The organism is Caulobacter sp. RHG1 (genome assembly GCF_013181195.1).
Lineage (GTDB): Bacteria > Pseudomonadota > Alphaproteobacteria > Caulobacterales > Caulobacteraceae > Caulobacter.
Map to the genome: position 1 here is coordinate 559131 of NZ_SMZP01000002.1, position 13148 is coordinate 572278.

General features: G+C 68.4%; 14 protein-coding genes. 3 read left to right on the forward strand and 11 right to left on the reverse strand.

Going from position 1 to position 13148, the window contains the following annotated elements:
• Positions 1-3 precede the first annotated feature (3 nt).
• Complete coding sequence (locus tag E1H18_RS06400; RefSeq protein ID WP_172264937.1) at positions 4-1605, forward strand: lytic transglycosylase domain-containing protein; 1602 nt, start codon at positions 4-6, stop codon at positions 1603-1605.
• A 111-nt stretch (positions 1606-1716) separates the two neighbouring features.
• On the opposite strand, the gene E1H18_RS06405 is transcribed toward E1H18_RS06400, so the two are convergent.
• From E1H18_RS06405 to E1H18_RS06445, 9 genes are all read right to left on the reverse strand, one after another.
• Positions 1717-2181, reverse strand: coding sequence for a cell wall biosynthesis glycosyltransferase (locus E1H18_RS06405; protein WP_172264940.1), 465 nt, complete (start codon positions 2179-2181; stop codon positions 1717-1719).
• 197 nt (positions 2182-2378) lie between these two features.
• A complete protein-coding gene (locus E1H18_RS06410) occupies positions 2379-3461 on the reverse strand; it encodes a PA0069 family radical SAM protein (protein ID WP_172264943.1) in 1083 nt (360 codons plus the stop codon).
• Between the two features lie 53 nt (positions 3462-3514).
• On the reverse strand, positions 3515-4045 hold the full coding sequence (locus tag E1H18_RS06415; RefSeq protein ID WP_172264946.1) for an SRPBCC family protein: 531 nt from the start codon (positions 4043-4045) through the stop codon (positions 3515-3517).
• 29 nt (positions 4046-4074) lie between these two features.
• Positions 4075-4479 carry a VOC family protein gene (locus E1H18_RS06420; protein WP_172264949.1) on the reverse strand — a complete coding sequence of 135 codons (405 nt, stop codon included), beginning with the start codon at positions 4477-4479 and terminating at the stop codon, positions 4075-4077.
• A gap of 57 nt (positions 4480-4536) precedes the next feature.
• Positions 4537-5796 (reverse strand): RNA polymerase sigma factor, encoded by a 1260-nt coding sequence (locus E1H18_RS06425; RefSeq protein WP_172264952.1) that lies wholly within the window; start codon positions 5794-5796, stop codon positions 4537-4539.
• Entirely contained in the window at positions 5793-6164 is a 372-nt protein-coding gene (locus tag E1H18_RS06430) for a YciI family protein (RefSeq protein ID WP_172264955.1), read from the reverse strand. The genes E1H18_RS06425 and E1H18_RS06430 overlap by 4 nt, the downstream gene beginning before the upstream one ends.
• 65 nt (positions 6165-6229) lie before the next feature.
• Positions 6230-7225: an acyltransferase gene (locus tag E1H18_RS06435; RefSeq protein ID WP_172264958.1), complete on the reverse strand. Its 996-nt coding sequence runs from the start codon at positions 7223-7225 to the stop codon at positions 6230-6232.
• Between the two features lie 22 nt (positions 7226-7247).
• Positions 7248-8306: a class I SAM-dependent methyltransferase gene (locus E1H18_RS06440; protein WP_172264961.1), complete on the reverse strand. Its 1059-nt coding sequence runs from the start codon at positions 8304-8306 to the stop codon at positions 7248-7250.
• 8 nt (positions 8307-8314) lie between these two features.
• Positions 8315-9556: a class I SAM-dependent RNA methyltransferase gene (locus tag E1H18_RS06445; protein ID WP_172264964.1), complete on the reverse strand. Its 1242-nt coding sequence runs from the start codon at positions 9554-9556 to the stop codon at positions 8315-8317.
• A gap of 166 nt (positions 9557-9722) precedes the next feature.
• On the opposite strand from E1H18_RS06445, the gene E1H18_RS06450 reads away from it, so the two are divergent.
• Positions 9723-10388, forward strand: a complete 666-nt coding sequence (locus E1H18_RS06450) for a hypothetical protein (RefSeq protein ID WP_172264967.1) — start codon at positions 9723-9725, stop codon at positions 10386-10388.
• A 36-nt stretch (positions 10389-10424) separates the two neighbouring features.
• On the opposite strand, the gene E1H18_RS06455 is transcribed toward E1H18_RS06450, so the two are convergent.
• Complete coding sequence (locus tag E1H18_RS06455) at positions 10425-11168, reverse strand: TlyA family rRNA (cytidine-2'-O)-methyltransferase (RefSeq protein ID WP_172264970.1); 744 nt, start codon at positions 11166-11168, stop codon at positions 10425-10427.
• 116 nt (positions 11169-11284) lie between these two features.
• Between E1H18_RS06455 and E1H18_RS06460 the strand changes: the two genes are divergently transcribed.
• Complete coding sequence (locus tag E1H18_RS06460; RefSeq protein ID WP_172264973.1) at positions 11285-12766, forward strand: amidase; 1482 nt, start codon at positions 11285-11287, stop codon at positions 12764-12766.
• A gap of 18 nt (positions 12767-12784) precedes the next feature.
• On the opposite strand, the gene E1H18_RS06465 is transcribed toward E1H18_RS06460, so the two are convergent.
• Entirely contained in the window at positions 12785-13147 is a 363-nt protein-coding gene (locus tag E1H18_RS06465) for an iron chaperone (protein ID WP_172264976.1), read from the reverse strand.
• Position 13148 lies beyond the last annotated feature (1 nt).

Genomic DNA, 13148 nt, shown 5'->3' on the forward strand with positions numbered 1-13148 from the left:
TCTTTGAAGCTTTGGGCTCGATCTCTGGCCGGTCTTTCGGCCGCCTTGCTGTGCGCGACGACGTCGCTCGCCTCTGCTGGCGTGCTCGACCCGCTGTCGCAGGACGACATCCGCTATTACCGCGCCGCCTTCGCCGCCACCGATCGCGGTGACTTCGACGCCGCCGAGGCGGCCCTGGCCAACGCTCGCGACCGCAGCCTGGCCGGCCGACTGTCCTTCGCCAAGCTGATGCACCCGTCGCTGTACTCGGCCAGCTATGACGACCTGACCAGCTGGCTGAAGCGCTACGGCGACGAGGCCGGCGCAGACCGCATCTACGGCCTGGCCGTCAAGCGCAAACCCGGTGGCAAGCGCGCCCTCGCCCCGCCGGTCCCGGCCCTGTTCATCACGGCCGACAAGGGCCCGCCTCCCGCCGACAAGGGCCGCGCCGCCCGCGAAGCCTATTATTCTGGCGACGTCGCCAAGGCCTTGCCGCTGGCCGTCGCCGGCGGCGATCGCTGGATCGCCGGCCTATCGGCCTTCCGCCTGGGCGATACGGCCAAGGCCCAGCGCTTCTTCGAACAGGTCGCCGGCGATCAGCACGAGGATGAGTGGTTGCGCGCCGCCGGCGCCTTCTGGGCCGCCCGCACCGCCAGCCAGGCGGGCCAGGAAGGCCAGGCCCGTTCGCTGCTGGTCCAAGCCGCGCACGCCCCGCACACCTTCTACGGCATGATCGCCTCGCGGCAGCTGGCGCTGACCGGCGTCTCCCCCGCCGACGACCTGGAAGATCCGATCGCCGCCCTGCTGACCAAGGCGTCCTACAGCGGTCCTGACACCAGCAGCCTGACGGCGTTGATGAAGGTCGACCCGCGCGCCCGCCGCGCCGCCGCCCTGGCCCAGGTGGGCCGCTGGCGCGAGGCCGGCCTTGAGCTGCGCGCCGGCCTGTCGCTTGCCGGCAATGAAACCCTGCGCGCCGACTGGACGACCCTGGCCCTGGCCCTGAACGCCAACGCCCCGCTGAACGGCGGCCGGCCGATCCGCCGCGTCGGCGGTGAGGACTATCCCCTGCCCCCGCTGGAGCCGATCGGCGGCTTCACCATCGACAAGGCCCTGGTCTACGCCCTGGTGCGCCAGGAAAGCCGCTTCGACCCCTCGGCCATGTCCAACGCCGGCGCCGTGGGCCTGATGCAGGTCATGCCGACAGCCGCGGCCCGCGCGGCCGGCGACGACAAGCTGCTGACCGACCAGACCCCGCTGCTGGACCCCGCCTTCAACCTCCGCGTCGGCCAGGACTACTTCACCTGGCTGATGGACCGTGGCTTGCAGAGCAACGACATGCTGCGCGCCGTGGCGGCCTACAATGGCGGTCCGGGCACGCTGAAAAAGCTGGAAGCCCAGCTGGGCGCCGACTGCGACAGCCTGCTGCTGATCGAGAGCCTGCCCGCTCAGGAAACCCGCAACTACGTCGAGAAGGTGATGGCCAGCTACTGGACCTATCGCCGTCTGATGGGCGCGGAAACCAAGACCCTGGACGCGGTGGCCAGCGGCGCGCGGACGGTGGACTTCCGCCTGGACCCGCAGGTTCAGACCCCGCTGTCGATCGAACAGCTGCTGGCGACGCGGTAAAGGCGGCGCTGTCCCCCCTTCGCCCAAAGGGGGACGAGACTTGTCCGCCCTGCTTGGGGGCGGACAGACTTCGCTGACAGCGAAGTCAGGTGGGAGCCAGTGCTGAGCCGCCTAATAGCCCAGCCGCTTCGCCCTCAGCGCCCGAGCTACCGCCTTCTCGTCGCCGCCGGACGCCGGCCAATCCAAGCGCCTCGCCAGCACCCCATGAAGGCGCGGGAACAGTTTGTCGAAGAATGGGCCAGGCGCTGTCAGGACCGCAGCCGCGCCCGCCCCACCGGCCAGATGTTTTTCGACAGGCTCGCGCCAGCCTTCGCGCAGGACGGGGTCGGCGCGCAAAGTGAGGATCCAGTCGCCGCGTGCGACCGCAACGCCCGCGGTCAGCCGCGTCGCGACTTCGCCAGAGGCCGTGACCAGCCGCGCGCCACTATCCTCCGCAAGGGCCTCGACGCCGGGGTGACCGTCTCCGACCAACACCACCTCCTTGACCAAACCGTCCACGGCGGCGGGCACCAGCATGGCCAGCTGGGCGGCCAGGCCGGCAAGGTCTTCGGAGGCGATCAGGACGACGGAGATCATGGAACTTGCTTCGGCCAGGGAGAGGCGATGGGTCAAGCCCATCCTTGCTTCACACCCCATCCGTATCCCCGGCGAAAGCCGGGGCCCAGGTCCCGCAATGCTGGGAATGATTGGATCAACTCAGAGCGACTGCCCCCCCCAGAGAGCTTCCATCTGGGCCCCGGCTTTCGCCAGGTATACGGGCTCGGCGTTCTGCCCTACCCGAACAGATCCATCTGCTGGCTGGGCGTCCTCGGCGGCACGAACTGGCTCGCGTCCAACGCCGTCCAGGGCTGGTCCAAACCGAACTTCTTCACCGCCAGCTGGAAGCGTTGGCGCAGCACCTCGGCCACGGGACCGTCGCCGGTCATCCGCTCGCCAAAGCTGGCGTTGTAGTTTTCGCCATGACGGATCTGCCTGACCAGCGACATCACCCGCCGCGCCCGGTCGGGATGGTCGGTCTGCAGCCACTCCTCGAACAGCTGGGCGATCTCGCGCGGCAACCGCAGAGCGACATAGCCGGCCCCGCGCGCCCCGGCCTTGGCGGCGGCCTCCAGTACGCCCTCGACCTCATGATCGTTGAGGCCGGGGATCGCGGGCGCGAACATCACCGTCACCGGCACGCCGGCCTCGGTCAGCCGCCGCACGGCCTCGATCCGCTTGCCGGGCGTGGCCGCGCGCGGCTCCATGCTGCGCGCCAGGTGGCGATCCAGCGTCGTGATCGAGATCGCCACCCGCGTCAGTCCCCGCGCCGCCAGCCGAGCGTAGATGTCGAGATCGCGCAGGATCAGCGCCGACTTGGTGATGATCGTGAAGGGGTGACCACAGCGCTCCAGGACCTCGATCACCTGGCGGGTCACGCGCAGCTGCTTCTCGTCGGGCTGGTAGGGATCGGTGTCGCCGCCGATATGGATCGTCGCCGGCTTGTAAGCAGGCTTGGACAGCTCCCGCGTCAGCAACTCGCCCGCGTGCGGTTTGAAGAAGATCTTGCTCTCGAAATCCAGGCCCGGCGACAGGCCCAGATAGGCGTGGGCCGGCCGGGCGTAGCAGTAGATGCAGCCGTGGCTGCACCCACGATAGGGGTTGATCGAGCGGTCGAAGCCGATGTCCGGGCTTTGGTTGCGGGCGATGATCGTCCGCGATTTCATCGGCTGCAGCTCGGTCTTCAGCTGTTTGGGCTCTTCGTCCTCACCCCAGCCGTCGTCGAAAGCCTCGTTGACCTGCGACTCGAAGCGTCCAGTCCGGTTGGACTTCGCCCCACGGCCGCGAGGGACCGGTCCTAGTTTTGCTGCCTCGGCCATGGCTCGCACCATGGCCGAGAAATTAGAACATAACAAGAACTAACGAAAGGCCGTCAACCCTGCTTCTCGGCCTGGGCTTTCAAGTTGGCCAGGCCCGCGTCGAAGTCCTTGCCGATCATCTTGTCCATGTCGAACACCAGGCCCATCAGCTTGGAGATGTAGGGCACGCCGCCCTCCATGCTCCAGGTGACCCGCGTGGCCGCACCTTCCGGCTCGAACGTGAAGCGAGCGGTGTTGGTCGCCTTGAACGGCTTGAGGAAATCGAGGCGGATCTCGACCTCACGCGACGGAGCGACCTTGAGGATTTCCATCCGGCCAGCCCCGACCTTCTTGCCGGTCCAGGCGTAGGCCGCGCCAACGCCGCGCGCGGGACCTTCGTAGGTCCGCGCCATGTCGGGCTCCATCTTTTCCCACGGCGACCAGGCCCGCCATTGGTGGAAGTCCTCGACCATGGCGATCAGCTTTTCCGGCGGCGCGTTGATCACCGCGGAGCGCCTGACCACGAAGGTGTTTGGCCTGGTCGCCGCAAAAACCAGCACGGCGACGACGACCAGCGCGATCCCGGCGATGACGATCTTGAACATGAGCTCTCTCCCCTAGCGTCTTGTTATATTCAAGCTTTCGGCGTGGTTGCGAGCGACCAGCTGACGCCAAAGCGGTCCTTCAGGATCCCGTAGCGATCGCCCCAGAACATCAGCTCCACCGGCTTGATCACCTCTAGCCCAGCCTCGACGGCGCGGGCCCAGGCGGCGTCGACGTCCGAGACCTGCAAGTGCAGCGTATAGCCCTGCGGCTTGACCGGATCGAAGCCGTGCTCGGGGAAGAAATCGCTGACCATCACGTGACCGCCGTTGATCTCCAGGTGACAGTGGATCAGGCGGTCATCGCCTTCCTTGTAGGGCATGCGCACGCGCTCGGTCGCGCCGAAGGCCTTCTGGTAGAGAGCAGAAGCCTCCGCCGCGCCCTCCAGGTTGATGTAGGCGATGACGCCGCCCAGGTCCGAAGTGTCGACAGCCACGAAACTCTCCCTTGCATGGTTCGAGACAAGGACGCGCCGGCCCGTCGCGATCCGACATCAGCTCGCCGATTTTTCCGCCTCGGCGGTGACGCGATCCAGGTACTGGCGGATATTGGCGGCTTCGGCGGCGGTGTTGGCCAGGGCGATGGCGCGGTCGAAGGCCTCGCGCGCCTCGCCCTTGCGGCCAGCCTGCAGCAGGAACGCGCCCCGCGCGCCGTGGAAGTGGAAGTATCCGTCCAGCCGCGCGCCCAGCGGCTCGATCATGGCCAGCGCCGCTTCGGGGCCGCGCACCTTCGACACCGCCACCGCCCGGTTCAGGGTGATCACCGGCGAAGGCTGCATGATCTCCAGCGTGGCGTAGAGCGCGTCGATGCCGGGCCAGTCGGTCTCGGCGGCCTGGGCCGCGCGAGCGTGCAGGGCGGCGATGGCGGCCTGGATCAGATACGGCCCCGGATTGCGCTTGAGCATCGCCTTGTCGATCAGGGCCAGCCCCTCCCCGATCATCTTGCGATTCCAGAGGCTTCGGTCCTGATCCTCCAGCAGGACTGCAGCCCCTTCGGCGGTGAAACGAGCGTCCGAGCGCGCGTGCTGGAGCAGCAGCAGCGCCGTCAGCCCCATCATCTCCGGCTCGGCCGGAAACAGTCGCAGCAGCAGCCGCGCCAGACGGATGGCCTCGTCGCACAGACCGCCCTTGGCCTCGTGCGCGTGGCCACTGGCGGAATAGCCCTCGTTGAAGACCAGATAGATCATCGCCGCCACGGCCGCGAAGCGCTGCGAGCGCTCGATCGGCCCCGGGGCTTCGAACGCCGCGTCGCCGGCCCCGATGCGGGCCTTGGCGCGGGTGATCCGCTGCTCCATCGCCGCCTCGGTGACCAGGAAGGCGCGGGCGATCTCGCGCACCGACAACCCCGAGACGATCCGCAGGGCCAGGGCCACCTGCTGGGTAGCCGGCAGGTCCGGGTGGCAGCAGATGAACAGCAGCCGCAGGACGTCGTCGCGATAATGCGAATTGTCCAGCCGCTCGGCGGCGCCAGCCTCGGCGTCTTCGAGATCGGACAGCAGTTCCTCAGGCGGCAGCGCCGTGGTGCGGCTGGACTTGCGGACGGCGTCGATGGCGGCGTTGCGGCCGACCATGATCAGCCAGGCGGTCGGATCGCGGGGCGGACCGTTCCTCGGCCAGGCTTTCAGGGCGCGCAGGCAGGCGTCCTGGAAGGCTTCCTCGGCGGTGTCCAGGTCGCGGAAATAGCGCAGCAGCGCCGCCATGGCCTGTGGTCGCGAGGCGGTGATCGCCCCTTCGATCCAACCCAGGTCGGTCATGACCCCGCGGGCCCCGGGTTGAACAGCGCGATCGGCCGGATTTCGTAGGAACCGCCGGGATTGGCCTTGCCCAGGTCCTTGGCGACGGTCAGGGCGTCGTCCAGCGACTCGCAATCGACGATGTAGAAGCCCAGCAGCTGTTCTTTGGTCTCGGCGAACGGACCGTCCAGCACCAGCGGCGGGTCGCGGTCCTTGCGCAGGGTCGTGGCGGCCGTGGTCGGCATCAGGCGGACGACAGGCCCCAGCCGGCCGTCCTGGGCCAGCTTCTCGTGGACAACGGCCAGCTTTTCCATGACCGCATCGTCCTCGTCCTTGGACCAGGCGCAGACGACGTCCTCGTAGTTGTAGCAAAGAATGGCGTAGTGCATCGGCTTCCTCGTTCGGTCAAAGGACGGCCGACTATGCAGGCTTCCGACAACGCGCCGAGGATTTTTTAGAGCGCCCACAGGCGGCGGCGAACCGGCTCGTCGTAGAGCTTCAGCACCGCCCAGGCACCGGCCAGGATCAGCGGCACGGCGACCAGGGCGAAGCCGATCGGATAGCCTGTCCCACCCAGAGCCCGGAAGGCGCGCAGCAACAGCTCCCAGCCCAGCCAGTGCAGGACGTAGAGCGGATACGAGATCGCACCCGAGACCCGGCAGGCAGCTCCGCCCAGCCCTTCCGGATCGCGCCGTCCCGCCAGCACGATCAACGGGAAAACCACGCTGACGCAGACAAAGTCGTAGAGCCAGTTCATCGGCGTCCACGGGACGCAGAACACCGCCGCCGACACCGCCGCCAGCAGCCAGACCGGCAGGGTCCACGTCACGAAGCCCTGCATCCGATAGACGCCCCAGCCCAGCAGGAAGGCGAAGATCGTTCGCAGGAAGCTGATGACAAAGGTGCCCCGGTCCCAGCCGGTCAGCACCCCGCCCATGCCGTGGCAGACGTACAGCATCACCGGCGTCAGCAGCACCAGGATCAGCACGTGGCCCAGCACGCCCAGGCGGCGGATCGGGAACCAGGCCGCGCCGACCGCCAGCTCGAAGAACAGCGACCAGGCCGGCGGATTCAAAGGGAAAAGCGGCGCAAAGCCGTCCTCGCTGACCGACAGGCGCGGGATCATCAACAGGCCCAGGCCCAGCCAGCCCGGCACGCGCTCGCGGTGCTCGATGATCACGGTCGCGCCCAGCAGCATGGTCAGAGCGATCAGCGGCCAAAGCCGGATCAGCCGCGCCTTCATGAAGGCCAGCCAGCCGATCGGCTTGCGGCCATAGGCGTGGGCTAGCACGAAACCGGAGAGGCAGAAGAAGAAGTCGACGGCCAGGTATCCGTGGGCGACCAGGCCATGACGGCCGGTCCAGCTGCCGACGTGGTACAGCAGCACCGCGAACGCCGCGACGCCGCGCAGCCCGTCCAGCGCCTCGAACCGTCTTGCGTCTTGCTGCAAAAGCCCCTCCCAAGACCCTTGCTTAGCCGACGGGTTTCTCCAGCAGCAAGGCCTTGGTCAGGAAGGCGCGATCTTCGGCGACCAGGCGCAGGCCGGCCTCGGCGAACAGGGCGACGAGATCGGTCTGGGCGTAGGTCCCGTAATAGGGCTCGTGGAAATAGACCGGAAAGGCCTCGATCAACCGGGCCAGGTCCGGGGTATCGGCCGGCTGGACGGAGTCGACGAAGACCAGCACGCCGCCGGGCTTCAGCACCCGCGCCAGGCTGGCCGCCACGACGGGCCGCACGCGCGGCGGCAGTTCGTGGAAGAGGTAGACGCAAGCTGCCGCGTCCAAAGACGAATCCGCGAAAGGCAGAGCTTCGGCATTGGCCTTGATCCGGCCTGCGCCGGTGCGTTTGCGGGCCTCGGCGAGATAGGCTTCGGATAGGTCCAGGCCAGCGATCGCGGCACGCGGGAACGCCGTCTTCAGGTCCTTGAGGAACGCGCCCGAACCGCAGGCGACATCAAGGATTTTCGCGTTCCGCTGGTCTCGCCCGCGCCAATGCTTCGCCAGCAGCGACAGGCCGCGACGGCGCATCGCACCGGCCGTCCCCGAGAACAGAGCCTCGACTTGGGCGTCATAGCGGCGGGCGCTTTCGTCGGTGAACCAGCCCCCCGACTGATAGTGGAAGTTTTGCCGGTAATAGCTTGGGTAAGCTTGACTATTGACCGTGTCGCGCACCTCGACGCCGTCACCCCGGCGGCGACGTTGGTCGACCGCGAAGGCGTCGGCGATGAAATCGGCGGCCTCGCGCAGGGCGGCCGAGGGACGGATCGGTCCGTCCTCGACGGCGGGATAAAGACCGGCGGCGACGTCGCGAGCATCCTTCTCGAACGCCTCCAGATAGGCGCGGCGCAGCGCGGTCTTGGATGGGGGCGATGCGCTGGGCTTGAAGCGCTGAGCCTGCTTGCCTTCGGTCGGCCTCGTCATCGAACGCGCCAGACCGCCGGCAGCGGTCCACCAGGCGGCCTTGACCATCGCCTTGGCGCGCTGCCCCGCGGCGTCGATCGCGAAAGCGCCTCTCGACCGTCGCTCGTCCATTCAGGCCCTCAGCGCGTGAACACTCCGACGACTTCAATATGGGGCGACCAGACGAACTGGTCCACGGGCAGCACCTTCTCCAGCCGGAAACCCGCCTCGACCAGGGCGCGGGCGTCCTTGGCGAAGGTCGCCGGATTGCACGAGACGCTGACGACCTTGGCGACCTTGGACTTGGCGATCTCGACTGTCTGCTCGGCGGCCCCGGCGCGCGGCGGATCGATGACCACCACGTCGGTCTTGGCCAACTCGGTGCTCAGCACCGGACGTTTGACCAGGTCGCGAGCCTCCGCGTGGATCGGCTTGAGGCCCGGTGTTGCGCCCATGGCGGCCTTGAGCGCGGCGATCGAGGGCGCGTTCATCTCGGCGGCGTGAACGGCGCCGACTTCGGCCAGGGGGAAGGTGAAGGTGCCGACGCCGCAATAGAGGTCGGCGATCCGGGCCGCGCCCTGGGCTTCGGCGACGGCAAAGGCGACCATGGCCCGCTCTGCGGCCGGCACGGCCTGCAGGAAGCTGCCCGGCGGCAGGGCGACGACGGCCTGACCCAGCTTCACCAGCGGTTGGCGCGCGCCATAGACGGTCTCGCCCGCCATGGTGACGCGGGCGAAGTCGCCCTCGCTGGCCGCCATGGCCGCGCGCATGCGGGCGTCGGCCGACAGGCCTCCACTTTTACGCTCAACGCCAGTGACGTCGATGTCCAGGCCGGTGGCGGTCAGGGTGACGTGCAGCGTCGGGGCCGACTTGGGATGCTCCAGGAACGGCTCGGCCAGGCGCGCCAGGGCCGGCAGGGCCGCCACGATGCGCGGGTCGGTGACCGGGCACTCGGCGATCGGCACGAGATTCCAGGAGCGGCGCTCCTTGAAGCCAAGCTGCGCGCCCCCTTTGATCTTGCGGGCGTGCAGCGCGACGCGGCGACGCGAAGCCGGCGGGGCGGCGAACGGGGCCAGGATCTCGGTCTCCAGGCCTTCCATGGAGAGCTGCACGCGGACCTGATCGGCCTTCCAGGCGCGATAGGGCTCGGCGGCCCAGTGCTGGAAGGCGCAGCCGCCGCAGACGCCGAAGTGGCGACAGGCCGGATCGATGCGATCGGCGCTGCCTTGAAGGATCTCGGCTAGCTCGCCGCGCGCGCCGTCCATGCGGGCCAGCACGGTTTCGCCCGGCAGGGTCAGGGGCACGAAGGCCGGCTTGCCGTCGGAAAGGCGCGCCAGACCGTCGCCCTGGGCGCCGATGGCGTTGATCGTCAGTTCTTGCATCTGCGGTCCATACCCCAAAATCGGGGCTTGAGCGCGTGTCCCGGACGTTTTTCTGTTCGGTGAAGAAACCTGTCAGCCATCGTTCATCTTGGCCGGCGCATACCTAGATCAACGGATGGGCGTGGCGGTCACAAAAAGGCCGCCCCTTGAAAAGACAAGCTCTCTCATGAACACGAACGCTTCCAAGAGCAGGACCTCCAAGATGAAGACCGTTCTGGGCGTCACCGCCGCCCTCGTTTGCGGCCTCCTGGCCCCGACCCTGGCTTCGGCCCAGTCGTATGGCACGACCCGTTATAGCGGCTCCAGCTACGGCGGCGCCTACGACAATCAGGGCTATTACTACGATCCCTGCCAGCGCTCGACGACCAACCGCACCACGGGCGGCGGTCTGGCCGGCGCCGGCATTGGCGCGGCGGTCGGCAGCGGCATCGCCGCCCGCGGTCACCGCACCGACGGCGCGATCTTGGGCGGCGTCCTGGGCGCCGTGGTCGGTTCGATGGCCGGCAAGAGCTCGGCCGCCTGCGCCCCGGGCGGCTACACGGCTCCGCCGCCGCCTCCCCCGCCGCCGGCGGCTTATAACGGCGGCTACGGCGGCAGCTATCAGGAGCCCTACTACCGTCAGGGTTCGTATGACAACGCCGGCCGCGACGGCTATTACGAGCGCAGCTACGAGCGTCAGGACAGCTACCGCGTCGACAACCGCAGCGGCCAGGCCGACGTCAACGGCTGCACTCTGGCCGAGAGCCCGATCTACCTGCCGGACGGCCGCACCCAGAAGCGCTTCGTGCGCGTCTGCCCGGACGCCCAGGGCAAGTATCAAGTCGTCGACTAAGCTTCCAAGCACCTTGTGGTAGACGATCGGCCGCTCCTATGGAGCGGCCGATTTCTTTTGCGCCCAGACCAGCTGTTCGACCTGCCCGTCGCCGCCGGTGATCGGGCTCTGCGCCAGGCCCTTCACCGACCAGCCGGACGCTTCCAGGAAGTCGACGATCTCGCGTTCCACGCGGGCGATGGTCTCTGGATCCTTCACCAGCCCGCCCTTGCCGACATGCTCACGGCCGGCCTCGAACTGCGGCTTGATCAGCGCCACGAGGTCCGCGCCCGCTTCCGCCAAGCCCAGGGCCGCCGGCAGCGCCTTGGTCAGCGAGATGAAGCTGACGTCGCTGACCACCAATTGCGGACGCATCGGGATCAGACCCTCGTCCAGCGATCGGGCGTCGACGCCCGACAGGTCGGTCACGCGCGGTTCGGCCCTCAGCTTGGCGTGCAGTTGGTCGCGCCCGACATCGACGGCGAACACCCGGGCCGCGCCGCGCGACAGCATCACCTCGGTGAAGCCTCCAGTCGAAGCGCCGACATCGACCGCCACGCGCCCCTCGACCGCAACCGGCCACAGGTCCAAAGCATGGACCAGCTTCAGCGCTCCGCGCCCGACCCACGGGTGGGCCGCCTCGGCGACGATCTGAGCGTCCTCCTCGACAGCCTCGGACGGTTTGGCGACCACCTTGCCGGCCACTGCGACGCGGCCGGCCTCCACCGCCGCGCGGGCCTTGGCGCGACTGTCGAAGACGCCACGCTCGACGAGCAGCTGATCGATACGCTTCCTGGCCACGCGGCCTCCTCGAAACTGGGAAACGGGCTTTAGCACGGGGTTGCGGCCAAGGTCTCTTCGGGGTCAACTGAACGTTGATCACCGGCGCACAAGACGCCGGCTTTGGGAGGACTTCCATGCGTTTCAGTCGCCGTGGCCTGATGGCCGCCTCCGCCGCGATCGCGGCCGCGCCCTCCGCCTGGGCCAAGCCCAAGACCGGGCCTCAGCCTTGGACGCCCGACGCCACCGAGCTGGCCGGCCGCATCCGCCGCAAGGAGGTCAGCGCCGCCGAACTGGTCGAGCAGGCCATCCAGCGCATCGAGGTGCTTCAGCCTCAGGTCCAGGCCATCGTGACGTCCGACTACGAGCGGGCGCTGGACAAGGCCAAGGCTGGAGGCCTCACGGGCCCGTTCGCCGGCGTGCCGTTCCTGGTCAAGGACCTGGACCCCTACAAGGGCCTGCCCACGCGCTACGGCACCCGCGCCAGCCTGGGCGCCAAGCCCGAGACCGAGCAGACGGCCTATATCGACGCCTTCGACGCGGCCGGCTTCGTCACCCTGGGCAAGTCCACGACACCGGAGTACGGCTTCCTCCCGACCACCGAGCCGATGGGCTTCCTGCCCACCCGCAACCCGTGGAACGTCAAGCACTCGTCGGGCGGCTCGTCCGGCGGCGCGGGCGCGGGCGTAGCCTCGGGCATGGTTTCGATCGCCCACGCCAGCGACGGCGGCGGCTCGATCCGCATCCCAGCCGCCAATTGCGGGCTGTTCGGCCTGAAGCCTTCGCGCGGCCGGATGATCCCCAACCGGCCCAGCAGCCGCGGCATCGACCTGTCTGTATCGCACGTGCTGACCCACAGCGTCCGCGACTCGGCCGCCATGTTCGCCGCCAGCGAACAGACCGGGACGAACGCGCCGTTCAAGCCGATCGGCGTTGTCTCTGCGCCGCTGAAGAAGAAGCTGAAGGTCGGCCTGGTGATGAACACCGGTACTGGTCTGGCGCCCGATCCACAGGTGCAGACCGCCGTCAACAACGCCGCCAAGCTGCTGGAAAGCCTGGGCCACAAGGTCGAGCCTACGAGCTGGCCGATGGACGGCGCGCAGTTCGGCCAGGACTTCACCGCCCTGTGGGCGAGCGGCGCGGCCGAGCTGGTCGCCGGCATCGGAAAGGCCATCGGCCGCAAGCCCGACGCCACGGTGCTGGAACCGTTCAGCCTGGGCATGGCCGAACTGGTGCACAGCCTGCCGCAAGGCGCCCTGCCCGCTGCGCTGCAACGCTTGAATGCGTCGATCGCCGGCTACGACGCCTGGCTGACGAAGTACGACGTCATCCTGTCACCGGTGCTGGGCAAGCCGCCGGTCGAGCTGGGCTATGTCGCCGGCTGGGTTTCGTTCGAAGAGCTGCAGGCCCGTCTGATGGCCTATGTCGGCTACACCCCGGTGCAGAACGTCGCCGGCGCCCCGGCCATGAGCGTGCCACTGCATTGGACGGCCGATGGACTGCCGGTGGGCGTCCAAATCGCCGGCCGCGCGGGCGGCGAGGCCCTGCTGTTCCAGCTGGCCTATCAGCTGGAAGAGGCGCAACCCTGGGCGCACCGCAAGCCGCCGGTCAGCGCGTAACCTTCAAGTGCGGGGCGGCTAGCCGCCGCCCTGCGTCCTGGTCTTCACGTGATCCAGCATGTCGGCGATCAGGTCGAAGTCCATGGTCTCGGGCTTGCGCCAGCGGACGCAGCCCTTGCCGTGATCGACGCCTTGCAGGCGCTCGGGAAAGGCGTCCATGGCGCTCTCGCCGACATAGAAGGCGATGTGCTGCTTCTGGCTGTTGAAGGCGATCCACGGCAGCTTGGGCGGGCCATAGGCCGGCATGCCGAAGGCCATCAGCTCGCTGCCTTCGCCAAAGCGCTCCAGGCAGAGGCCTCGCAGTCGGTCCAGGGCCGGGCGGCGCTCGGGCGCGACCTCCTCCATGAAGTCGTCCACGCTCGCCGCCTTGGATTGAACCATC